This window comes from Streptomyces sp. NPDC004732 (assembly GCF_040609235.1).
In the GTDB taxonomy this organism is placed as follows: domain Bacteria; phylum Actinomycetota; class Actinomycetes; order Streptomycetales; family Streptomycetaceae; genus Streptomyces.
The window spans coordinates 44,635-67,939 of the sequence record NZ_JBEXJR010000014.1; the positions used below are offsets into that span (position 1 = coordinate 44,635).

The window sequence follows — 23,305 nt, forward strand, 5'->3', positions numbered from 1 at the left end:
TCTGGGGCGGGGACAGGTGCCGTTCAGGGGCGCGGGGAACTGCGCGACCAGCCCCGACGGCCCTGCGGACGGAAACACTCAGGCAGCCGCAGCCTCTCCCCCGTCCAGAGCCTCCACCGAACCGACGGCATGACGCAGGGCAGAGATACGCTCCCCCGGGCCGGAGGCCGAAAGCAGCGCCGCAAGCACCGCACTCCGCGCCTGCCCGGCGCGCAACGTCCCCATGAGCACCGCCCCGGCGGCCGCCAGGTCGACCGCCCCGCCGTGCGTGTAGATCTCGGTGACGGGCCCGCCCTGGACCCGGGTGGTGAGGGCGACCAGGACGCCCTGCTCGATCGCCGCGGTGACGGCGCCGACGAACTCGGGGGTCGCGTTGCCCGCCCCCGTGGCGACGAGCACGATGCCCTGGGCGCCCGCCGCGACGGCCGTCTCCACGAAGAGCGGGTCGGCGTCCACGTGATGCATGACCATGTCGATGCGCGGCAGGGTCGCGTCGGCCGCGGGCAGCGGCAGCGGCTCGGGGCGCGCCGGGCGGTGCAGTATCGAGACCTTGCCGAAGCCGACCTTGCCGACGGGCGGCCCTGACGGGTCGGCGAAGGCGTCGGCGGCGAGGGTCTGGGTCTTCACGGTGCCGCGTGCGGCGTGCACCTTGCCGTCGAAGACGACCAGCACGCCGAGGTCGCGGACGGTCGCGGCGGTGAGCAGCGCGTCGTAGAGGTTGCCGGGGCCGTCGCCGTCCTCGGCGCCGAGCGGCTTCTGGGCGCCGGTGAAGACGACCGGCCGGGGGTCGTCGTGGTGCAGGTCGAGGAGGAAGGCGGACTCCTCAAGGGTGTCCGTGCCGTGGGTGACGACGATGCCGTCGACGCCGGGGTCGGCGAGGACCTCGTGCACGGTGCGCAGGAGGGTGAGCTGCTGGGCGGAGGTCAGCCGCGGGCTGTTCACGTTGAACAGGTCGATGACCTCGGACGTGATGGCGTGGGGTATCGCGGCTGTGGCGAGCACCTCGCGGCCGGGGGCGTCGGCGGCGAAACCGGTCCCCTGCCAGCGGCTGGCGATCGTCCCGCCGGTGCTGATGACGACGATCCTGCGCGCCTGTGCTTCCACGTCTGCGTACCTCCCAGGGAACCTGAGGAACATCAGCCCCCTGAGCAGTGGGCAGCCTCGCCGCAAGGATAGATCGAACATTACGCAATGTGCTCGCCAAAATCGGACGCCTGTGCAATATACGTGGTGGATAATTGCGCCATGGACGAGATCGATCGCAACATCTTGCGTGAGCTGCAGAACGACGGGCGACTGACCAATCAGGAACTCGCCGCACGGGTCGGCCTCAGCGCCTCGCCCTGCATGCGCCGAGTGCGCCAGCTGGAGCTCGACGGCGTGATCCAGGGGTACCGCGCGGTCGTCGCACCGGAAGCGGTCGGCCGGGGCTTCGAGGTGCTCGTCTCCATCGAGGTGCGCCGCGACCGCGAGACCGTCGAGGCCTTCGAGGCGGCACTCCAGGACATTCCGGACGTCATCGAGGCGCACCGCCTGTTCGGCAGCCCCGGCTGTCTGCTGCGCATCGCGGTCGCCGACCTCGCCGCGTACGAACGGCTCTGGATCGAGCGGCTCACCACGCTGGCGGGAGTCACCGAGGTCAACTCCCAGATCATCATGAAGCGCATCAAGGAGCCCCAGGGCCTGCCGGTGGACGGCTAGGGCCAACTTCCCTTTGGTACAGACCTATTGACGCCTGGTCTGTACCAGCCTAAGTTGACGCACCGCACGAGGCACGTCTCCAGATCCCCTCCGCATCCAGGGAGCACCGCGTGATCGGTCGGACGTTGAGCCTGCTGGGGTCAGCCCTGGCACTGGCCTGTGTCGCACAGCTGCCCGCCACCGCGGCGGCCCCCGCCCCCACCCCCGCCGCACCGCAGGCCGACACCTGCGCGAACAAGCCGAAACCCGCGGGCAAGGTGCTCCAGGGGTACTGGGAGAACTGGGACGGCGCGTCCAACGGCGTGCACCCGCCGTTCGGCTGGACCCCCATCACCGACAGCCGCATCAAGCAGCACGGCTACAACGTCATCAACGCGGCCTTCCCCGTCATCCGCTCCGACGGCACCGTCCTGTGGGAGGACGGCATGGACGCGACGGTGAAGGTCGCGACCCCCGCCGAGATGTGCCAGGCGAAGGCGGACGGCGCCACCATCCTGATGTCCATCGGCGGCGCCGCGGCGGGCATCGACCTGAACTCCACCAAGGTCGCCGACCGCTTCGTCGAGACGATCGTGCCGATCCTGAAGAAGTACAACTTCGACGGCATCGACATCGACATCGAGACGGGCCTGGTGGGCAGCGGCAACATCAACCAGCTCTCGCCCTCGCAGTCCAACCTGATCCGCATCATCGACGGCGTGCTCGCCCAGATGCCCGCGGGCTTCGGCCTGACGATGGCCCCCGAGACGGCGTACGTCACCGGCGGCAGCGTCGTCTACGGCTCGATCTGGGGCGCGTACCTGCCGATCGTCAAGAAGTACGCGGACAACGGCCGCCTGTGGTGGCTCAACATGCAGTACTACAACGGCAGCATGTACGGCTGCTCCGGCGACTCCTACTCCGCGGGCACCGTGCAGGGCTTCACCGCCCAGACCGACTGCCTCAACAAGGGCCTGACCATCCAGGGCACCACCATCAAGGTCCCCTACGACAAGCAGGTCCCCGGTCTCCCCGCCCAACCGGGCGCAGGCGGCGGCTACATGTCCCCGAGCCTCGTCTCCCAGGCCTGGAACCACTACAACGGCGCCCTCAAGGGCCTGATGACCTGGTCCATCAACTGGGACGGCTCGAAGGGCTGGACGTTCGGCGACAACTTCAACCGGCTGACCTGACCTGCGGGCCCGTGTCGGCACCGGCGGCGAGGACGGTCGTACGGAACGACGCGACGACCGGACGCAGGTCGATCCGGTGCCACACGGCCCACAGCCGCACGGACCGCGGGAACCAGGGGAGTTCGCGGACGGTGACACCCGCCGCACCACCGCGCACCATGCTCTTCTGCACGAACGCCAGCCCGAGACCCGACGCCACCAGGCCCAGCGCGGTCAGGGGCTCGGGAGCCTCGAACCGGATGTCGGGGGTGAACCCCGCGGCGGCGCACGCGGCGACGAAGTCGTCCCGCCACACGTGGTCCTGGCCGTCCTCGACGGCGATCCAGGGCAGCCCGTCGAGATCCCCGGGCAGCAACTCCGCCGCCTCGGCCAGCGGATGACCGCTGGGCACGGCCAGGAGCAGCGGGTCCTCGAGCAGGAGCTCACCGCGCAGATCCGGGTCGTCCGCGGGCGGCGTCTCCGGCACCAGGGCGATGTCCAGGCTGCGTTGGCGCAGCCCCTCGAACTGCTCGGCGGCGGTCAGGGCGTAGAGCGCCACGTGGATGCCGGGGCGGCCCTCGTTGAGCGTGCGCAGGGACGTGGGCAACAGGCCGGTGTGCATGGCGTCGCTCACGTATCCCACGCACAGCCCGCCCTCGTCGCCGCGGCCGAGGCGACGGCCGAGGTTCTCCAGGCGGTCCGCGTGCCGCAGCAGGGCCGTGGCCTCGGCGAGGAAGACCCGGCCGTCGGAGGTGAGCCGGATGCGCTGCTGGCTGCGCTCGAAGAGCGTCAGGCCCAGGCCCTTCTCCAGCTGGGCGATCTGGCGGCTGAGCGGGGACTGCGAGATGTGCAGGCGTTCGGCGGCCCTTCCGACGTGCTCCTCCTCGGCCACGGTCACGAAATAGCGGAGTTGTCGCAGGTCAAGCATGTAAGACCTCGGGGGACTCAAGTGTGTCCAAGCGAGTCTTGGACAGTCTGACCTAGCGATCCTAGCCTCGAGGGAGCAAGAGCCGCGGAACCGGACGAACCGAGTGAATCTCTCCGAAATCCGCAGACCACGATCGACGCAAGGATCTTCCCCATGGGCATCACCTCCCTCCTCCCCGGCCGTCTCGGCTTCGGCACCGCCCCGCTCGGCAACATGTTCCGCGCCATCCCCGACGACGAGGCCCGCGCCACCGTCGAGGCCGCCTGGGACCACGGCATCCGCTACTTCGACACGGCGCCCTTCTACGGCGCCGGACTCGCCGAGAGCCGGCTCGGCGAGGTGCTCGCCACCAAGCCGCGCGACTCCTACGTCCTGTCCACCAAGGTCGGCCGCGTCATCCTGGACGAGCACGAGACCGCCACTCCCGACTTCGGCGAGAAGGGCGGCCTGTTCGAGCACGGCAACCCCAACAAGATCGTCCACGAGTGGACCGCCGAGGCCACCGAGCGCTCCATCGAGGACAGCCTCAAGCGCCTGGGGACCGACCGCCTGGACATCGTCTGGGTCCATGACATCGCCCAGGACTTCCACGGCGACCAGTGGCTGCAGAAGTTCGAGGAGGCCCGCACCGGCGCCTTCCGCGTCCTGTCCCGGCTGCGCGACGAAGGCGTGATCAAGGCCTGGGGCCTGGGCGTCAACAAGACCGAGCCCATCGAGCTGACCCTCGCCCTGGACGAGCCGCGCCCCGACGGCTTCCTCCTCGCGGGCCGCTACACCCTCCTCGACCACGGGCACGCCCTCCAGCGGCTGCTGCCCACGGCCCAGGAGCAGGGCGTCGACATGGTCGTCGGCGGCCCCTACAGCTCCGGCATCCTCGCCGGTGGCACCCACTTCGAGTACCAGGAGGCTCCGGCCGAGATCGTCGAGCGGGTCGGCAGCCTCAAGTCCCTCGCCCAGCGGCACGGCGTGAGCATCAAGGCCGCGGCCCTGCAGTTCTCCCTCGCCCACCCGGCGACCGCCGCCGTCATCCCCGGCGCCACCCGCCCCGGCCGCATAGCCGAGGACACCGCCGCCCTGAACGAGACCATCCCCGCGGCCTTCTGGACGGACCTGCGCGCTACGGGCCTCGTCAGCCCCACCGCACCCCTGCCCCACAACGCCTGACCCCCTTCGGGACCTTCGGCCCCTGGTGTCCCCACCGTCGTCTGCCTACGGTGGGGACACTTCCGTCAGGTCGGGCATCAGGGTCGGCCACCGAGTGGAGAGGAGGCGGGAACCATGGATCACAGTCCGAGTCCGAGTCGCAGTCGACTCCTCAGCACCCTTCACCCGCCTCTTCGCGGTACGCACTGACGCCTTCTGCGTGTCCGACACGGTCTCAGCGCTGCCGCCCCGCTCGACAGCACCATCTGCAACGCCGCCGGTGCCCCGCGAGGCCGTGCCCTCACTTCAGGTAGGGGCCGTCGGCGCCGATCAGCCGCGCCTGAAGACCGCGACCGTTCGCGCGGGGACGGTGAAGGTGCCCGAACTCCGCTCGTACGTCGATGACTTGACGGTCCGGTCGGCGCCGGAGGCCTGCACCGGGTGCAGGGCATATCGGTCGCCCTCGGCCGCGCCGACCCGCTGCCGCTGCGTCTGCGGGCTCGCGTTGAACACGACCACGAGGTCGCCGAGCCGCATGGTGATGACACCGGGCGTCTCTGCCTCGGTGCCCGACAGCGGGAAGGAGAGCTCCGACTGCACCCGCCCTGCCGTGGCGAGGGAGAACTCCGGCTCGGTCGTCCGGATCCTCAGCAGGTCCTGGTACGCGGCCGACGTGCCGTTGATCTCCGCGCAGCCCGGGGTGAGCGCGGCCGCGGACGACAACAGGGGCTTGGCGTAAGGCCACTTGTCCTTGTTGTCGGCGGCCGGGGGCAGACCGCGGCCGAAGCCGTTGCCCGCGCGGCAGTCCCAGTTGATCGTGTTGAACCAGTCGCCGCTGTCGAAGGAGTTGCGGTCCAGGGACTTGGAGCGCAGCAGGTCCGTACCGGCCTGGGAGAGCGCAGGGCCCTGGGAGAGGGAGGCGGTCGCCATGGCGAGGACCTGCATGCGGGCGCGGTCGGCCGTCGCCGTGCCCTTGGGCAGCTTGAAGGCGAGCGCGTCGTAGAGCGATTCGTTGTCGTGCGCGTCGGCGTAGGAGAGGGCGTCGCCGGGCTTCGCCGCGTATCCGGCCGGAGCGCCGTTGTAGTCGACGTCCGCTCCCCGGACCGTGCGACCGGCCGAGTCCTTGAAGGTGAAGCCCGCGAGGTTTCCGGAGAGGCCGACCTTGATGAGGTCCTGGTAGTGCAGGAGGCGGGCCTTCTGTTCGGCCGGAGTGCCGTTCGCCTTGGCGGAGTTGGGGTCGGTGTACAGGCCGCTGGCGAAGCCCTGGACGCCCGGGTCCTCGTCGAACGGGCCCCCGCCGCGCAGCGCGTCGCGCGAGCGGTCGGAGAACGTCGCGATGCCGGTGCCCGCCATGTTCTTCTGGGTGGCCTGGACGAATCGGGCGTCGTCGGCGACCTCGCCGAAGTTCCACCCCTCGCCGTACAGGACGATGCTCTTCCCGTCGACGCCGTCCTTCGCCGGGGTCAGCGCGTCGAGCGCCTTGCGGACGGCGAGGATGTTGGCCTTGGGGTGGTGTCCCATCAGGTCGAAGCGGAAGCCGTCGACCTTGTACTGCTTGGCCCAGGTGACGATCGAGTCGACGACGAGCTTGCCCATCATCGTGTTCTCGGGCGCCGTGTTGGCGCAGCAGGTCGAGGTGGCGACCGCGCCGTCGGCGTCCAGACGCTGGTAGTAGCCGGGCACGATCTTGTCCAGCACGGACTTGTCGGCCTGGCCGCTGGCGACGGTGTGGTTGTAGACGACGTCCATCACCGTGCGCAGGCCCGAGCCGTTGAGGCCCTGCACCATCCTGCGGAACTCCACCGTGCGGCGGGTGCCCTCGGGGTCGCTCGCGTAGGCCCCCTCAGGGACCGTGTAGTGCAGCGGGTCGTAGCCCCAGTTGTACGCGTCCTTGCCCGCGCTCTTGGTGACGCACGCCTGCTGCTCGTCGGAGTCGGGGGCGTACGCGGGCAGGTCGCAGTCGGGGGTCGCCTGGTCGGAGCGGCGCTCGGGGACGGTGCCGATGTCGAAGACGGGCAGCAGGTGTACGTACGACGTGCCGGAGCGGGCGAGGCGGCGCAGGTGCTTCATGCCGTCGGACTGCTTGTCCGTGAACGCCAGGTACTGGCCCGGGTGGTCCGATGTGCGGTCCGCGATGGAGAAGTCCCTGACGTGCAGCTCCTGGATCTGGGCGTCGCGCAGCGGGGTCGCCTTCGGCTTGCGCAGCGCGTCCCAGCCCTTGGGGGCGAGCTTCGGGTCGGCCAGGTCGACGGCGAGGCTGCGCTCGGAGCCGGTGGTGAGAGCGGTGGAGTAGGGGTCGGTGACCTTGTTGGTGACGACCTTGCGGACGCTCGGCGCCCACACCTCGACGACGTAGCGGTAGGCCTTGCCCGACCAGCTGCCGGGCCCGGTCGCCGACCAGACCCCGGAGGCGTGGTCCCGGTGCATCTTCACCGTGCGGCCGCCGATGTCGAGGGAGACCTGCTGGGCGGTGGGGGCCCAGACGGTGAGGGTGACGCGGCCGTGCGCGAAGCGGGGGCCGAGCTTGGCCTTGGCGGCGGCCCTGCCGTAGAGGTCGTCGAGGACGCCCTGGGTCTGTACGCCCGTGGCGGAGCGCAGGGTGCCGTCGGCGGACCGGGCGGTGGCGACGAGCTGGCCGGTGAGGGCGGCGCGGATGCGGTCGCGGTCGCGGGGGTCGACGGTGAAGGCCGCGTAACCCTTGAGGTGCGGGAACTTGGCTTTCTGGGCGCCGGTGAGGCCGCCGTCGACCGGGGCGATGCGCAGTCGGTGCGCCGCGGCTCCCCCGATGTCGCCGTCCTCGACCGTGAGGCCGCCGCCGGGTGCGTACAGGAGCTCGTACGTGTTCGCCGTGCCGATGTCCCAGGCGAGGGTGTTCCTGTCGATCCACTGGGCCCGCGACTTCGACAGGTCCAGCGGATCGGCCTGCTCGGCCGCGGCGGACGGCGTCGACGGTGCCATCGGCAGGGCCGTCGCGGTCAGGGGCACGGTGGCGGCGAGCAGGGCGAGGGCCACGGTCACGGCGGCGCGGCGCGGGGAGCCGGTCACGGCGGTTTCTCCTTGAGGGGTGCGGAAGAGAGGTGCGGCCGCCCGGCAGCGGGGACACGGATGGGCCGGGCGGCCGGTCTTGGGGGGCCGGTCATCAGTTCATGGCCCCGGTGTTCAGCAGTTCTTGGCCCCGGTGTGCAGCGCGAGGGCCGTGTTCGGGGCGACGGACGCGGTGAACTGCCCCGAGCCGTTCACGGTGACGCTCCTGCCGCTCTGCACGTCGCAGTACGTGCCCGCAGCCAGGGAGGTCTGGAAGGTGCGGTTGACGGCGGACCCTTCGTGGTTGATGACGACGTACGCCTTGTCGCCGCGGCCGAAGGCGATGGTGTTGTTGCCGTTGTCCCACCAGTTGGTGACCGAAGCGCCGCGCGCGGCGTTGCGGAACTTGACCATGCTGCGGATCTCCGGCCAGGCGTGCTGGCACTTCCAGCCGTCGCTGTAACAGGCCTTCACCTGACCGCCGTTGGGCGATCCCGCGTCGGCGTTGCTGAACTCGTAGCCGGACTGGACGTCGGGGGATCCGTACGGCCAGGCCAGCATGAAGACGTGCGCGAGGGTGTAGTTGGCGCCGTCCTTGTAGCTGAGGGTCTGGCCGTGGCGCTCGGTGTCGTGGTTGGCGACGAACACCGAGGTCGTGCCGCCCGGCATATAACCCCAGCCCTCGCCGAAGTTCTTGAGGTAGGCGAGCTTCTCGTTGTTGAAGACCCGCTTCAGGTCCCAGCCGTAGCGGAACTCCTGGGGATCACCGGTGGCGGTGTACTCGCTCGGGGAGACGGCTTCCCCTGCCCCGTACAGCGTCTCCTGCTTCCAGTAGACGCCCGGGTTGCTCAGCCGCGACTTGATGTTCTTGAGGTCGTCCACGGGGATGTGCTTGGCCGCGTCGATGCGGAAGCCGTCCACGCCGAGCGAGAGGAGGTCGTTGAGGTACGTGGCGATGCGGCCGCGGACGTAGTCCTCGCCGGTGTCGAGGTCGGCGAGGCCGCCCAGTTCGCAGTGCTGGACGTTCCAGCGGTCCTGGTAGTTGCTGATGTCCGCCTTGCAGTCGTCCATGTCGGCGGACGAGTACGTGCCCGGGTAGTCGTACTTCGTGAAGGCGGACCCCGCCGAGCCGGTGCCGGAGGCGTTGGTCATGTGGTTGATCACGGCGTCCGTGACGACCTTCACCCCGGCGGAGTGGCAGGTGCCGACCATGCTCTTGAAGGCGGCGCGGTCGCCGAGCCGGGTGCCGATCTTGTAGCTGACCGGCTGGTACGCGGCCCACCAGGCGTCGCCCTGGATGCGCTCCTGCGGCGGCGACACCTGCACGTATCCGTAGCCGTCCGGGCCGAGCCGGTCCGTGCAGGCCTTGGCGACCGACGCGAAGTTCCACTCGAAGAGGACGGCGGTGACGTCCTTGTCGCCGGGCGGCGCGGCCTGCGCCGCGGGCGCTCCGGCGACGACGCTGCCCGCGACACCCGCGATCAGGGCGAGTGCGGTGGCGAAGGGTCTGCGGCTCTTGGTGGTCCGGCCGGTCATGGTGGTACCTCCTGCGCGTTGGGGGAACCTTCAGCAAGTGCTTGCAGCAAGTCAGCACAAGTTGTTGCGGGTTGGACCGTATGGCGCCCCCCGCATGGGGTCAACCCTCTGGACACACCCCGGTGGATCCGCGCACGACGAGCTCGGGCTGGAACACGAACTCCGTGCGCTGCACGGGGTTTCCGTCGATCTCTTCGAGCAGGGCACCGACCGCGGCGGTCGCCATCGCCTGCACCGGCTGGCGCACCGTGGTCAGCGGCGGATCGGTGAAGGCGATGAGCTGGGAGTCGTCGAAGCCGACCACGGAGACGTCGTCGGGCACCGAAAGACCGCGCTCCCGCACCGTCCTGACCGCGCCGAGCGCCATCAGGTCACTGCCGCAGACCATCGCCGTGCACCCCAGGTCGAGCAGGGCTCCGGCCGCGGCCTGCCCGCCCTCGACGGTGAACAGGGTCCGCTGCACCAGCCGTTCGGCCTCTCCCCGGTCCAGGCCGAGCATGCTGTGCAGCGCCGCCGTGAACCCCTCCGCCTTGCGGAGCGAGGGAACGTACCGCGTCGGGCCGATGGCCAGACCGATCCGCTCGTGCCCGAGGTCGACGAGGTGGCGCACCGCCATGCGCACCGCGGAGCGGTCGTCGGGCGAGACGAAGGCGCCGGGGATGTCCTCGTTGAAGCCGTTGACGAGGACGAACGGCACGTTGCGGCGGGCCAGTTCGCGGTAGCGCGCGGTGTCGGCCGTCAGGTCGGCGTGCAGTCCCGACAGGAAGATGATGCCGCTGACCCCGCGGTCCTCCAGTTGCTCGACCAGCTCGTCCTCGGTGGCGCCGCCCGGCATCTGCGTACAGAGCATCGGGGTGTAGCCGTGCCCGGCGAGCACCTGCTCGATGACCTGCGCGAAGGCCGGGAAGATGGGGTTGGTGAGCTCGGGGATGACCAGGCCGACGAGACCGGCGCTGCGCCGCTTCAGCCGGGTGGGGCGCTCGTAGCCGAGGATGTCGAGGGCGGCGAGGACGCGGCGGCGGGTGGCCGCCGCGACCCCCGCCTTGCCGTTGAGCACCCGGCTCGCGGTGGCCTCGCTGACACCGGCCTGGGCCGCGATGTCCAGGAGCCGCGGGGCGCCCCGGTGGGCGTCCCGCGGCACGGAGGGCAGCGTCACACCGCCCACCAGACGGTGGTGTCGGCGGGCAGGCGCACGGCTCCGTCCGTGACCTCCGCCTCCTCGCTGCCCAGCAGGATCCGGCCGGGAGCCGGGATCTCCACCGGCTCGGCGGTGGTGTTCACGGTGCACACGAAGCCCTCGCGGGCGAAGGCGAGCACACCCTCGGGCGCCTCCAGCCACTCGATGGCCACGCCCGCGCCGAGCCCCGGCTCCGCGCGGCGCACGGCGAGCGCGCTGCGGTACAGCTCCAGGGTCGAGCCCGGATCGCCCGTCTGGGCCTGCACGCTGAGGCCGCCCCAGCTCGCGGGCTGCGGGAGCCAGCTGCCGCCCGCCCCGAAGCCGTACGACGATCCCTCGGTGGTCCACGGGATCGGCACCCGGCAACCGTCCCGGAAGCCGTCCTGCCCTTCGGCGCGGATGAACGACGGGTCCTGGCGCACCTCGTCGGGCAGGTCGGTGACGTCGGGCAGACCGAGCTCCTCGCCCTGGTACAGGTACGCGGAGCCGGGCAGCGCCAGCATCAGCAGGGTCGCCGCGCGGGCGCGGCGCAGGCCGAGCTCGCGGTCGCCCGCGGTGCGCAGCTGGGTGCCGAGGCCCGGCGGGTTGGCGAGGCGCGTGGCGTGCCGGGTCACGTCGTGGTTGGAGAGCACCCAGGTGGCGGGGGCGCCCACGGGACGCATCGCGGCCAGCGACACATCGATGACCTCGCGCAGTTCGGCGGAGTCCCACGAGGTGCCCAAGTACTGGAAGTTGAAGGCCTGGTGCATCTCGTCGGGCCGCACGTAGTGGGCGGAGCGCTCGACCGTGGGCGTCCACGCCTCGGCGACGAGGATGCGCTCGCCCTCGTACTCCTCGAGGACGCGGCGCCAGCTGCGGTAGATCTCGTGCACGCCGTCCTGGTCGAAGAACGGCATGGTGTCGTTGCCGAGCAGCTTGAGCTGGTCGTGGCGGCCGATGTCGGGGAGCCCGGCCTCCTTCACCAGGCCGTGGGCGACGTCGACGCGGAAGCCGTCGACGCCCATGTCGAGCCAGAAGCGCAGGATCGAGCGGAACTCGTCCTGGACGGCGGGGTGTTCCCAGTTGAAGTCGGGCTGCTCGGGCGCGAAGAGGTGCAGGTACCACTCGCCGTCGGGCAGCCGGGTCCAGGCGGGGCCGCCGAAGATGGACTCCCAGTCGTTGGGCGGGAGTTCGCCGTTCGCGCCCTTGCCGGGACGGAAGTGGTAGCGCTCCCTGAGCGGGGATCCCGGGCCCTCGCTCAGCGCCCGGCGGAACCAGTCGTGGCGGTCGGAGGAGTGGTTGGGCACCAGGTCCACGATGATGCGCAGGCCGAGCTCGTGGGCGTCGCGGATGACCGCGTCGGCGTCCAGGAGGTTGCCGAAGACGGGGTCGATGGCGCGGTAGTCGGCGACGTCGTATCCGGCGTCGGCCTGCGGCGACGCGTAGAAGGGGCTGAGCCAGACGGCGTCGACGCCGAGGTCCCTGAGGTACGGCAGTCGGCTGCGGATGCCCTCCAGGTCGCCCATGCCGTCGCCGTTGCCGTCGGCGAAGCTGCGCGGATACACCTGGTAGATCACCGCGTCGCGCCACCAGTCCGTGCGCGTCTCGGTGGTGGGGGCGGCAGGGGCAGCGAGATGCTGGGTCATGTCTTCCCTGGGGATCGAGTGTGGTGGGGGCGGCGCCGGACGGTGTCGGTCCGGCGCCGCCGACGTGGCGGTCGCACCGTGCGGGTGGCGGATGCGGCGGGTCGCCTCAGGACTTCGTCGCGCCCGCCGTCAGGCCGGAGACCAGGTGGCGCTGGGCGAAGCCGAAGATCACCGCGGCGGGCACCGCCACGATCACCGCGGACGCCGTCAGCGAACCCCAGTCGCTGGTGTACTGGTTGACGAAGGTCTGCAGGCCACCGGCGAGCGTGAGGTTCTCCTCGCCGGTCATGAAGGCGGACGCGTAGGCCACCTCGGCCCAGCCGGTGATGAAGCTGTAGAACCCGGTGACGGCCAGGCCCGGCTTGGCGAGCGGCACGATGAGCCGCCAGAAGGTGCCGAACGGGTTGAGTCCGTCCACCCGCCCGGCCTCGTCGATCTCTACCGGGATGGTGTCGAAGTACCCCTTCATCATCCAGGCGCAGAACGGCACGGCGATCGTCAGATAGGTGACGACGAGGCCGATGGGCTGGTTGAGCAGGCCGAGGCTGGCCAGGAGGTTGTACAGCGGCACGATGAGCACCGCGACGGGGAACATCTGGGTGATCAGGAGCAGCCACATCAGCGGCCGCATGCCGGGGAACTTGAAGCGGCTCACCGCGTACCCGGTCGTCGCCGCGATGAAGACGCCGATCACCGTGGTCAGGCCCACCACGATGAGGGAGTTGAGGAGCCAGTTCGGGAACTCGGTGTCGTTCAGGACGTGGTCGTAGTTGCCGAAGGTGAAGTCCTTCACCAGATCGGTGGAGAAGGCCTCGCTCTCCGGCTTGAACGACGTGACCAGGAGCCACAGGGGCGGCAGGACCGCGATGGCGCTGGCGAGCAGCAGGGTCAGGTGCAGGGCGACCGAGGCCAGCGGGCCGCGCTCGTCGCGTCCCCTGGGCTTCCGCTTCTTCTCCGGGGTCGCCGGGGTCGCCGAGTCCTTCGGGGTCGTCTCCTTCGCTTCCACGGTGGTCACCACACCTCTCCTTGCTTGCGGAGCGCGCGGCGGTAGGCCACCGCGATGATCGACAGGAGGGCCAGGATGAGGACGCCCCAGGCGGCGGAGCCCGCGAAGTCGCGTGGGCTGACGACGAACGAGAGCCGGTAGGCGTACGTCACCAGGATCTCGGTGGCGTCCCCTGGTCCTCCCCTGGTGAGCAGGAAGATCACCGGGAACATGTTGAAGGTCCAGATGCCGCTGATCAGGATCACCGTGCTGGCCACGGAGCGCAGCCCCGGCAGGGTGATGTGGCGGAAGCGCTGCCAGGCGTTGGCGCCGTCCATCTCGGCCGCCTCGTACAGCTCACCGGGGATGGACTGCAGGCCGCCGAGCATGGCGACCAGCATGAACGGCACCCCGAGCCAGACGTTGACGGTGATCACCGAGAGCTTCGCCCAGGTCGGGTCGTTGAGCCACGGGACCGCGTCGATGCCCCCGCCTTCGAGGATCTTGTTGAGGAGGCCCTTCTTCTCGTTGAAGAGCAGCCGCCAGGTGAAGACGGAGACGAAGGCCGGGACCGCCCACGGCAGGATCAGCGCCATCCGGTACAGGGAGCGCCCCGCCAGCTTGCGGTTGAGCATCGTGGCGAGCGCGAGACCGAGGACGAAGGACAGCGCGACGCAGGAGACGGTCCACACCACGGTCCAGGTGAGGCGGTCCCAGAAGACGCCGTCGGACAGGATCGACTGGTAGTTGTCGAGGCCGACGGACTCGTACGTGGCGGGGATGTCGTTGACACCGATGTGCCGCTCGACGTTCGCCTCGTTGGCGTTGGTCGTCGACAGATACATGCCGCGCACCAGCGGATAGCCGACGATCACGCCGATCACGATCACCACGGGGGCGACCATGGCCCACGCGTACCAATGAGTGGCGAACGCCCGGCGCAGCCGCCCTGGGTTCTTGCCGGGCCGGGGGCCGCGGCCGCGGATGCCCTTGGCATCCGCGGCCTTCACCACCGGCTGGCCGGTCTCGACAGCCATGGGTCGGTCAGCCCTCCCTCTTACTTGTAGTTCTTGAGGAGCTTGCGGTAGGCGTCACCGATGCCCTTGGCGCCCTTCTCGGGCGAGGACTTGCCGCTGAGCACCTTCTCCAGCTGCAGGCGGATCGGCTCGAAGAGCGCGTTGGCCTCCGGGATCCACGGACGCTGCACGGACTTGGCGACGGCGGGCTTGAAGAACTGCACCATCTGGTTGTCCTTGACGGACTTCACGTCGTAGACAGAGGTGCGGGTCGGCAGCAGGCTGAGCTGCTCGGTGGTCTGCTGCTGCACCTTGGCGGAGCTCATGTACTTGATGAACTCGTAGGACGCGTCGAGGTTGCCGGACCCGGCGTACGCGGCGAGGTTCCAGCCGCCCTGCGGGGCGCCCTGGCGCGCGCTGCCCGCCGGGGCCGGGGCGACACCGAGGTTGCCCTTGTCGGCCTTGAACTCCTTGCCCTTCAGGGCGCCCTCGATGGACCACGGGCCGTCGAGCGCCATCGCGACGTCGCCGTCCTTGAAGGCGTTGAGCTGGTTGTTGTAGCCGTCGCTCGCGTCGGTGACCGCCGCCTTGGAGTCGACCAGGTCCTTCATCACCGAGAAGGCCTTGGCGCCCTCGGGCTCGTCGACGGTGACCTTCTTGTTCTTGGTGTCCAGGAGGTCGCCGCCCTCTCCGTAGAGGTACGGGAGGTAGTAGTACGGGTCGTCGCCGCGCAGGTAGAGGCCGGTCTTGCCGGACTTGGAACTGATCTTCTTCGCGGCGGACTTCACCTCGTCGAAGGACTTCGGCACGTCGACCCCGGCGGCCTTGAGCATCTTCTTGTTGTAGAAGAGCGCCAGGGTGTCGATGGTCTGCGGCGCGGCGTACGTCTTGCCCTTGAACTTGGTGCTCGCGGCGGCCTGCGGGAGGTAGTCGTCCGCCTTGTCGAGGGCGACGGTGTCGTCGAGCGGGGCGAGGTAGCCGAGCGAGGCGAAGTCCTGGGTCCAGGCGACCTCGGTGCGCATCACGTCGGGGGCGCCCGAGTTGCCGCCCGCGGCGTTCTTGAACTTGGCGTTGGCCTCGCCGAACGGGACGTTCACATAGTTGACCTTGACGTCCGGGTGCAGCTTCTCGAAGCCCTTGGCGATCTTTTCGTACGCGCCCTTCTCGGCGTCGTTCGAGGTGTCCCAGAAGGTGACGGTGCCGGAGAGCTTGCCGCCCTTGCTGCCGCCGCTGCCTTCGTCGTCGCCCCCGCACGCTGCCGCTGTCATGGCCAGGGCCGCGATCAGCCCGGTGGCCGCTATGCCACGCCGCATGTGAACTCCTTCAACTGATCCCGGAATCACGGGGAGACGAAGAGGTGCCTCCTGCTGGCCGCTCTGGACGGCGGCGCCGGGTTGCCAGGAACGTAACAGCGTTGGAATGTTGCCGAAAGACCTTGCGGTAAATTTCTGCAAGGACTGGCGATCGTTATTTCTGCGTGTCCTTACCGTGGCCCGGCTCGCGCTTGACAGCGCCGCGGGGCGCCTGGCAAGGGCGCGGGGGCGGGAAAGCGGTGCCCTGGAGCGACGGAGGCGACTGCAAGACTCTTGCAAGACAGGTCTTTCCGCAAGCTTCCACAAGCTTTCGCAGGCAGTGGGCAATCATCCCGATGACAGGTACAGTCCAGTGCCATGACCGCACGGCTTGTCGACATCGCAGCCCACGCGGGGGTCAGCGAAGCCACCGTGAGCCGCGTCCTCAACGGCAAGCCCGGAGTGGCCGTCGGCACCCGCGAGGCGGTCCTCGCCGCCCTCGACGTGCTCGGGTACGAGCGCCCGGTGCGGCTCCGCCGACGCAGCGCCGGGCTCATCGGCCTCATCACGCCGGAGCTGGACAACCCGATCTTTCCCGCGTTCGCCCAGGTCATCGCGCAGGCACTGACCCGCCAGGGCTATACGCCGGTGCTCGCGACACAGACGCCGGGCGGCTCCACCGAGGACGAGCTCACCGAGATGCTCGTCGACCGCGGGGTCAGCGGCATCATCTTCGTGTCGGGCCTGCACGCCGACACCACCGCCGACATGGAGCGGTACGAGGTGCTGCGCGCCCAGGGCGTCCCCTATGTACTCGTCAACGGCTTCTCGCCGGACGTGGCGGCCCCCTTCGTCTCCACCGACGACCGTGCCGCCGTGCGCCTGGCCGTCACGCATCTGACGTCGCTCGGCCACACCCGCATCGGACTCGCGGTCGGCCCCAAGCGGTTCGTCCCCGTGGTGCGCAAGATCGAGGGCTTCCGGCTCGGGCTGCTCGAACGCCTCGGCCTGGACGACGAGGCGTCGGCGGAGCTGGTCCAGCACTCCCTCTACACCCTGGAGGGCGGCCAGGCCGCCACCACCACCCTCATCAACCGCGGCTGCACCGCCGTCGTGTGCGCCAGCGACATGATGGCGCTCGGCGCCATCCGGGCCGCCCGCGACCTGGGCCTGAGCGTGCCGCGGGACATCTCGGTGGTCGGCTTCGACGACTCGCCGCTCATCGCGTTCACCGATCCGCCGCTGACCACGATCCGCCAGCCCGTCCAGGCCATGGGCCAGGCGGCGGTCCGCGCGCTCCTCGAGGAGATCGGCGGGACGCCCGCGCCGCACGGCGAGTTCGTCTTCATGCCGGAGCTGGTGGTGCGGGGCTCCACGGGGTCCGGGCGCAAGGCCTAGGCAAGTCCCCCGGGACGGCTAACGCCGGGCAGCTCACGCGGCGACGAGCCGCTGCCACCACGAGCGGTTGTGCCGGTACCAGCGGGCCGTCTCGGCGAGCGCCGCGTCGAAGTCGGTGCTCGGCCGGTACCCCAGCTCGGCGCTGATCTTGGTGTGGTCCACGGCGTACCTGCGGTCGTGTCCCTTGCGGTCCGCGACGTGCGTGATGCGCCCGGCGTCGGCGCCGCACAGGGCGAGCAGCCGCTCGGTCAGCTCCAGGTTGGTGAGGGAGGTGCCGCCCCCGATGTTGTAGATCTCCCCCGCCCGACCCCCGGTGCGGACCAGCTCGATGCCGCGGATGTGGTCCTCCAGGTGCAGCCAGTCCCGCACCTGCAGCCCGTCGCCGTAGACCGGGACGTTCTCCCCGTTCAGGAGAGCGGTCAGGAAGCGCGGGATCAGCTTCTCCGGGTGCTGGTGCGGGCCGAAGTTGTTGGAGCAGCGGGTGACGCGGACGTCCAGGCCGTGGGTGCGGTGCTGGGCCAGGGCGATGAGGTCGGCGGCTGCCTTCGAGGCCGCGTACGGGGAGTTGGGCCGCAGTTGGTCATCCTCCACGGCCGCGCCCCGCGCGATCGATCCGTACACCTCGTCGGTGGAGACGTGGACGAAGGCCGTCACGCCGTGCCGGAGCGCGGCGTCCAGCAGGGTCTGGGTGCCAAGCACGTTGGTGCGGGTGAAGGCGGCGCCGTCCGTGATCGAGCGGTCGACGTGCGACTCGGCGGCGAAGTGCACCACCTGGCCGTGGTCCGCAGCCAGTTCGCCGACGAGCCGGGCGTCGCAGACGTCACCGCGCACGAAGGCGAATCCGGGGTGGGCGCGGACCGCGTCGAGGCGGCCGGGGCTGCCCGCGTAGGTGAGCTTGTCGAGGACGGTCACTTCGGTGCCGGGCGGCCCCGCGGGGCCGAGGAGCGAGCGGACGTACGCGGAGCCGATGAAGCCCGCGCCGCCGGTGACGAGGATGCGGCGGCCGCGGCGGCCCGACGGGTCGAAGTGGTTCATGAGGTCAATTGCACCTTGCTGTGGTCGCCGATGACGAGTCGATGGGCCTGGGGCAGCCGCGGGGCGGGGGCCACGACGGCGCCGCGGCCGATGAGCGAGGACTCGATGCGGGAGGCGCCCTCCACGTCCGCGCCGCGCAGCAGGACGGAGTGGGCGATGGTGCTGTCCTCGATCCGGCAGTCCTCGGCGATGGCGGTGTACGGGCCGATGCTGGAGTTGCTGATGACGGTGCCCGCGCCGATCACCGCGGGGCCGACGATGCGGGAGCCGCGCACGACGGCGCCCTCGGCGAGCCGGACCCGGCCCAGCACGGTGCTTTCCGGGTCGACCTTGCCGTCGACGCGGCCCTCGATGCCGTCGAGGACCTGGCGGTTGACCTCCAGGAGGTCGTCGACGCTGCCGGTGTCGCGCCAGGGGCGGGTGGTGGTCTCGGCGCGCACCCGCAGCCCCCGGTCGAGCATCCACTGCACGGCGTCGGTGATCTCCAGCTCGCCGCGCACCGAGGGGCTGATCGCCCGCACCGCCTCGTGGACGTCGCGGCCGAAGGCGTACACGCCGATCAGGGCGAGGTCGCTGCGCGGCCGTTCCGGCTTCTCCTCCAGGCGCACCACGTCGCCCCCGGCGTCGAGTTCGGCGACGCCGAAGGCCGTCGGGTCGGCGACCGGTGTGAGCAGGAGGCGGGCGGCGCCGGGGTGGGCCGCGGCGCGCTCGGCGAAGCCGGTGAGACCGTCCTGGAGGTAGTTGTCGCCGAGGTAGAGCAGGAAGTCGTCGTCGCCGAGGAACTCCCGTGCGATGAGCACCGCGTGGGCCAGGCCGAGCGGCCGCTCCTGGTGGAGGTAGCTGACGCGCAGGCCGAAGGCACTGCCGTCGCCGACGGCCCGGCGGACCTCGCCGCCGCGTCGGCCGACGACGATCCCGGCCTCCCTGATGCCTGCCGCGGCGATGGCTTCGAGGCCGTAGAAGAGCACGGGTTTGTTGGCGATGGGCAGCAGTTGCTTGGCGCCCGTGTCGGTGAAGGGGCGCAGCCTGCTGCCCGTCCCGCCGGCCAGCACCAGGGCCTTCAAGGAAGCCGCCCGCGGAGTGGGGCGGCCTGGGGATGCGTTCTCACGGGTCCCTCCTCGCTTGCGAGGCCGCGCGGGCCTCGGAGTTGAAGCGGCGGCACTTCGACTCAAGCAGAGCCGGACATCCCACCGCAAGAGCCCGCTGAAAGTTTCAGCAATCTCTTGCCAATCTTGGTGCGGCTTTGTTTGACTCGGTGCGCATCGCCGGTCCCACCGCTCAACTACGGTGCCGACCCGGGCAGTTCACCGGCACCACGCACATCGACTGGGGGCAGCAGTGACAGGTCACCGGCAGCGCGCACGGCTCGACCGGGAAGCCAGGCACCTTGCGCCCGGCGCCTCGGAGGAGACCGCAGCCGGGGAGCGCGTGTTCGCCGAGGGGGCGGGTGCGCTCCTCACCGACCTCGACGGCAACCAGTACCTGGACTTCGCGGCCGGAACGCTCACGCAGTCGCTGGGCCACTGCCATCCGGAGGTCGTCGGGGCGCTCACCGAGCAGGCCGGGCGGCTGTGGAACGTGCACGACGCCGCGACACCCGAGCGGGCCGGACTGCTGGAACTGCTCGCGCGGCTGCTGCCCGACCACCTCGATACCTACGCGCTCTTCTCCACCGGCGCCGAGGCCGTCGAGGCGGCCCTGCGCGTGGTGCAGGCGACCGCCCCCGCCGGGCGCAACCGCATCGGGGCGCTGCGCCACGGCTTCCACGGCAAGACGATGGGCGCCCGGATGCTGGTCCACTGGGACATCGGCCACCAGGCCTTCGCCGGGAACAGCGTCCTCGGATACGCGCCCAACTGCTACCGCTGCCCACTGGAGTTGACCTATCCGAGCTGCGGGGTGCGGTGCGCGTCGCTCGTGCGCAAGCACATCGCCGAGAAGCCGAACGTCGCCGCGCTGGTCTTCGAACCGGTGCAGGGCGCGGCGGGCGTCGTCGTACCGCCACCGGGGTACTGGGAACAGATCGCCGAGGCCTGCCGCGCGAACGGCGTGCTGCTCGTCGCCGACGAGGTGCTGACCGGAGGCGGCCGCACCGGCGCCTTCCTCGCCTGCGACCTCGTCGGCGTCGAACCGGACCTGGTGGTCCTCTCCAAGGGCATGGCGAACGGCTTCCCCTTCGCTGTGCTCGCCGGTCGCGCGGAGCTGCTGTGCTCCGCCGAGGCCGCCACGGCAGGGTCGTACGCGTCGACGTACGCGAGCAATCCCCTGGGCATCGCCGCGGCGCACGCGACGCTCACCGTCATCGAACGGGACCGGCTGGCCGAACGCGCGCACGCGATGGGCGAGTTGCTCGGCGACCGGCTCGCGGCCCTGCACTCCCGCTACGAGCAGCTCGGTGACGTACGGGGGCTGGGGCTGCTGTACGGCCTGGAGTTCGTCACCGACCGGGAGAGCCGCAGCCCCGCGCCGGAGCTCGCCCGCGCGGTCCACTCCGCAGCGCTCGACCTGGGCCTGCGGACGGCGTTCGGCGGTCACATCATCCGCATCGCCCCGCCGTTCACGCTCGAAGAGGCAGAACTCGACGACGGTGTCGCGCTGTTGGAGCAGGCCATCAAGCAGGTGGTGGCGTGATCGTCGCGGAGAACCTCACCAAGGAGTTCCGCATCGCCGAACGCAGACCCGGCCTGCTCGGCAGCCTCGCCACGCTCTTCACCCGCGAGTACCGCACCGTACGCGCCGTGGACGGCGTCTCCTTCGAGATCCCCGCCGGGTCGAAGACCGCGTACATCGGCGCCAACGGAGCCGGAAAGTCCACCACGATCAAGATGCTGACCGGCATCATGACGCCGACGTCGGGGCACTGCCTGGTCGGCGGCATCGAGCCCTACCGCAAGCGGCGGCAGAACGCCCGCTCCATCGGCGTCGTCTTCGGGCAGCGCAGCCAGCTGTGGTGGGACCTTTCGGTGCCCGACTCGTTCCGCATCCTGCGCCGCGTCTACGACATCCCCGAGCCGGTCTACCGCCGCAACCTCGCGCTCTACCGCGAACTGCTCGACATCGACGCCCTCGGCACGACCCCCGTGCGGCAGCTGAGCCTGGGCCAGCGGATGCGCGCGGAGATCGCGGCGAGCCTCCTGCACGACCCGGCCGTCGTCTTCTGGGACGAGCCGACCATCGGCCTCGACATGGTCCTCAAGTCCGCGGTGCGCGACCTGGTCAACCGCGCGCACCGCGAGCTCGGCACGACCGTCGTGCTCACCAGCCACGACATCGCCGACATCGCCGCGATCTGCGACAGCGCCCTGGTCGTCGACCACGGCCGGGTCGTCCACCAGGGCTCCATCCAGGATCTGCTGCGCACGGCGGAGGACCGCTCGGTCACCTTCGACCACCGGGGCGGCCCGGCACCGCGCGAGGCCATGGACCGGATCGAACGCGGCCTGCCCGGGGCGCGGGCGGCGGTCCAGGACGGCGGACGCATCCGCGTCGACTACCCGGCGGGCCTCTTCGCCTCGCGCCAGGTGCTCGCCTTCCTCCTCGACCACTTCGACCTCGTGGACTGCTACGCCCCGGAGCCCGACCTGGAGGAGGTACTGCGGCAGATCTACGGCCGGACACCCGCGCCCTCACCCGTAGGCGTCGACGGCGGCCCCTCATGAGCATGAAGAACACGCACACGCGCGTGGGGCGCTACGTCCCCTTCGCCACCGGCGGCCTCCAGTCGCTGCTCCAGTACCGCTCGATGTTCGTCGTCACGGGCGTCACCGCCGCCGCGGGCGCCGCGGTCACCGTCTTCCTGTGGCGTGCGGCGTACGCGGACTCCCCGGGCGGCACGGGTCCCGGCGGTTTCACCACGGCGGGCATCACCACGTATCTGCTGATGGCCCAGGTCCTGCAGGTCCTGCACGCCAACCGGGTCGACGACGAGGTGGCCGCCGAGGTCTACCGCGGGGACGTCGCCGTGCTGCTGGTGCGGCCGGTCAGCTATCCGCTGGTGCGGCTCTTCGCGTGCCTGCCGGTCGTCGCGGCCAACGCCGTCCTCGTCGGTGTGCCGGTGCTGGTGTTCTTCTCGTTCCTGGTGCCGCTGACCGCGCCCCGCCCCGGCGACGCCCTGCTGTTCGCGGTGTCGACGGCGCTGTCGGTGCTCATCGCGTTCTGCGTGAACCTGCTGACCGGCATGACCGGCTTCATCACCACCAACACGTGGGGCGTACGGATGGTGAAGCAGAGCGTCGTCGCCTTCTTCGCCGGTCAGCTGGTGCCCATCGCGCTGATGCCGGGCCCGCTGGCCGCGGTCGCCCGTGCGCTGCCCTTCAGCGGGATGGTCGACGGTCCGCTCACCCTGCTCCTCGGGAGGTACGAGGGGGTGGGCGGGGCCGTCGCCGTGCTGGCCCAGCAGGTGGGCTGGGTCGTCGGCCTCACCGTGCTGTGCGCGGTGCTGTGGCGGGCCGCGCTCGGGCGCCTGGAGGTGCTCGGCGGATGACACGCACACGCCTCGGCACGGCCCTCTGGTACGTCAGGCTCTCCTGGTTCCTCGGCGGTGTCGGCCTGCACCGGCTCGCCGCCTACCGCCTCGACTTCGCGCTCGGCGCCGGGGCCTTCCTGGTGCGGGTCGGCATCCAGACGGCGGTGGTGGGCCTGGTCTTCCGGCAGGTGCCCGCGGTGGGCGGCTGGTCGTACCACGAGGTGCTGTTCCTGCTCGGCTTCTCGCTGCTGCCGCGCGGCCTCGACCACCTCTTCACCGACCAGCTGTGGGAGCTCGGCCGCAAGCTGGTGCAGCGCGGCGAGTTCTACCGCTATCTGATCCGCCCGGTGAACCCGCTCTTCTCGCTGCTGTCCGAGCGCTTCTTCCATCCCGACGCGCTCGGTGAGCTCGTCGTCGGCGCCGTCCTCGTGACGTACGCGGGCACGTCGCTCGACCTGGACCTCACGGCCACGCAGTGGGCGCTCGCCCCGCTGCTCGTGCTCTGCGGGGCGCTGATCCACACGGCGGTGAAGCTGTTCTTCGCGTCGCTCTCGTTCTGGACGGTGACGAGCCTGCCCGCGATGTACGCGGCGAGCCAGGTCTCGGAGTTCGCGGCGTACCCGCTCGACATCTACCACGGGTCGCTGCGCGCGCTGCTGACCTGGGTGCTGCCGTTCGCCTTCACGTCGTACGTCCCGTGCGTCTATCTGCTCTCCGGCGGGACGGGACTGCTGGGGTGGCTGCCCGTGGTGACGGCCCTGTCGCTGCTGCTGGCTCTCGCCGTGTGGCGGCGCGGCATCAACACGTACGAAATGACAGGGAGTTGAGG

At 70.5% G+C, this 23,305-nt stretch carries 18 protein-coding genes and 1 pseudogene; 8 read left to right on the forward strand and 11 right to left on the reverse strand.

The features are described 5' to 3' along the window. Positions 1 to 78: 78 nt before the first annotated feature. Positions 79 to 1,104 (reverse strand): asparaginase, encoded by a 1,026-nt coding sequence (locus ABZV77_RS34290; protein ID WP_356265656.1) that lies wholly within the window; start codon positions 1,102 to 1,104, stop codon positions 79 to 81. A gap of 141 nt (positions 1,105 to 1,245) precedes the next feature. Here ABZV77_RS34290 and ABZV77_RS34295 point away from each other — a divergent pair, with 141 nt between their 5' ends. Beyond that, a complete protein-coding gene (locus ABZV77_RS34295; protein ID WP_356265659.1) occupies positions 1,246 to 1,701 on the forward strand; it encodes an Lrp/AsnC family transcriptional regulator in 456 nt (151 codons plus the stop codon). 110 nt (positions 1,702 to 1,811) lie between these two features. Continuing rightward, positions 1,812 to 2,873: a chitinase gene (locus ABZV77_RS34300; RefSeq protein WP_356265662.1), complete on the forward strand. Its 1,062-nt coding sequence runs from the start codon at positions 1,812 to 1,814 to the stop codon at positions 2,871 to 2,873. On the opposite strand, the gene ABZV77_RS34305 is transcribed toward ABZV77_RS34300, so the two are convergent. After that, positions 2,857 to 3,780, reverse strand: a complete 924-nt coding sequence (locus ABZV77_RS34305; protein ID WP_356265665.1) for a LysR substrate-binding domain-containing protein — start codon at positions 3,778 to 3,780, stop codon at positions 2,857 to 2,859. The two genes, ABZV77_RS34300 and ABZV77_RS34305, sit on opposite strands and share 17 nt — an antisense overlap. A gap of 153 nt (positions 3,781 to 3,933) precedes the next feature. Between ABZV77_RS34305 and ABZV77_RS34310 the strand changes: the two genes are divergently transcribed. Beyond that, on the forward strand, positions 3,934 to 4,944 hold the full coding sequence (locus ABZV77_RS34310) for an aldo/keto reductase (protein ID WP_356265668.1): 1,011 nt from the start codon (positions 3,934 to 3,936) through the stop codon (positions 4,942 to 4,944). A 309-nt stretch (positions 4,945 to 5,253) separates the two neighbouring features. On the opposite strand, the gene pulA is transcribed toward ABZV77_RS34310, so the two are convergent. From pulA to ABZV77_RS34345, 7 genes and pseudogenes are all read right to left on the reverse strand, one after another. Then, positions 5,254 to 7,968, reverse strand: a complete 2,715-nt coding sequence (gene pulA / locus ABZV77_RS34315) for a pullulanase-type alpha-1,6-glucosidase (protein WP_356265671.1) — start codon at positions 7,966 to 7,968, stop codon at positions 5,254 to 5,256. A 117-nt stretch (positions 7,969 to 8,085) separates the two neighbouring features. Further along, a pseudogene (locus ABZV77_RS34320) lies at positions 8,086 to 9,483 on the reverse strand (alpha-amylase family protein); the annotation flags it as partial. A gap of 100 nt (positions 9,484 to 9,583) precedes the next feature. Next, complete coding sequence (locus ABZV77_RS34325; RefSeq protein ID WP_356265674.1) at positions 9,584 to 10,648, reverse strand: LacI family DNA-binding transcriptional regulator; 1,065 nt, start codon at positions 10,646 to 10,648, stop codon at positions 9,584 to 9,586. Further along, positions 10,636 to 12,285 (reverse strand): glycoside hydrolase family 13 protein, encoded by a 1,650-nt coding sequence (locus ABZV77_RS34330; RefSeq protein WP_356265677.1) that lies wholly within the window; start codon positions 12,283 to 12,285, stop codon positions 10,636 to 10,638. The genes ABZV77_RS34325 and ABZV77_RS34330 overlap by 13 nt, the downstream gene beginning before the upstream one ends. Before the next feature lie 106 nt (positions 12,286 to 12,391). Then, positions 12,392 to 13,291: a carbohydrate ABC transporter permease gene (locus ABZV77_RS34335; RefSeq protein WP_356265987.1), complete on the reverse strand. Its 900-nt coding sequence runs from the start codon at positions 13,289 to 13,291 to the stop codon at positions 12,392 to 12,394. Between the two features lie 5 nt (positions 13,292 to 13,296). Beyond that, the gene (locus ABZV77_RS34340) at positions 13,297 to 14,307 is read right to left on the reverse strand and encodes a sugar ABC transporter permease (protein ID WP_356265679.1); all 1,011 of its coding nucleotides are present in this window, start codon (positions 14,305 to 14,307) and stop codon (positions 13,297 to 13,299) included. Between the two features lie 20 nt (positions 14,308 to 14,327). Further along, a complete protein-coding gene (locus tag ABZV77_RS34345; RefSeq protein ID WP_356265682.1) occupies positions 14,328 to 15,599 on the reverse strand; it encodes an extracellular solute-binding protein in 1,272 nt (423 codons plus the stop codon). A 357-nt stretch (positions 15,600 to 15,956) separates the two neighbouring features. On the opposite strand from ABZV77_RS34345, the gene ABZV77_RS34350 reads away from it, so the two are divergent. Beyond that, positions 15,957 to 16,976, forward strand: a complete 1,020-nt coding sequence (locus tag ABZV77_RS34350; protein WP_356265685.1) for a LacI family DNA-binding transcriptional regulator — start codon at positions 15,957 to 15,959, stop codon at positions 16,974 to 16,976. A gap of 33 nt (positions 16,977 to 17,009) precedes the next feature. Here ABZV77_RS34350 and rfbB read toward each other — a convergent pair whose 3' ends face one another. Both rfbB and ABZV77_RS34360 read right to left on the reverse strand, forming a co-directional pair. After that, complete coding sequence (rfbB, locus tag ABZV77_RS34355) at positions 17,010 to 18,011, reverse strand: dTDP-glucose 4,6-dehydratase (RefSeq protein ID WP_356265688.1); 1,002 nt, start codon at positions 18,009 to 18,011, stop codon at positions 17,010 to 17,012. Continuing rightward, positions 18,008 to 19,075: a glucose-1-phosphate thymidylyltransferase gene (locus ABZV77_RS34360; RefSeq protein ID WP_356265690.1), complete on the reverse strand. Its 1,068-nt coding sequence runs from the start codon at positions 19,073 to 19,075 to the stop codon at positions 18,008 to 18,010. Before ABZV77_RS34360 ends, rfbB begins: the two co-directional genes overlap by 4 nt. Before the next feature lie 274 nt (positions 19,076 to 19,349). Between ABZV77_RS34360 and ABZV77_RS34365 the strand changes: the two genes are divergently transcribed. Genes ABZV77_RS34365 through ABZV77_RS34380 form a run of 4 tightly spaced genes read left to right on the forward strand, consistent with a single transcriptional unit; the run spans position 19,350 to position 23,303 of the window. Continuing rightward, the gene (locus ABZV77_RS34365; RefSeq protein WP_356265693.1) at positions 19,350 to 20,642 is read left to right on the forward strand and encodes an aminotransferase class III-fold pyridoxal phosphate-dependent enzyme; all 1,293 of its coding nucleotides are present in this window, start codon (positions 19,350 to 19,352) and stop codon (positions 20,640 to 20,642) included. After that, on the forward strand, positions 20,639 to 21,670 hold the full coding sequence (locus ABZV77_RS34370) for an ATP-binding cassette domain-containing protein (RefSeq protein ID WP_356265696.1): 1,032 nt from the start codon (positions 20,639 to 20,641) through the stop codon (positions 21,668 to 21,670). Before ABZV77_RS34365 ends, ABZV77_RS34370 begins: the two co-directional genes overlap by 4 nt. A 2-nt stretch (positions 21,671 to 21,672) precedes the next feature. After that, complete coding sequence (locus ABZV77_RS34375) at positions 21,673 to 22,494, forward strand: ABC-2 family transporter protein (RefSeq protein ID WP_356265699.1); 822 nt, start codon at positions 21,673 to 21,675, stop codon at positions 22,492 to 22,494. Further along, positions 22,491 to 23,303, forward strand: coding sequence for an ABC transporter permease (locus ABZV77_RS34380; RefSeq protein WP_356265701.1), 813 nt, complete (start codon positions 22,491 to 22,493; stop codon positions 23,301 to 23,303). The genes ABZV77_RS34375 and ABZV77_RS34380 overlap by 4 nt, the downstream gene beginning before the upstream one ends. Positions 23,304 to 23,305 lie beyond the last annotated feature (2 nt).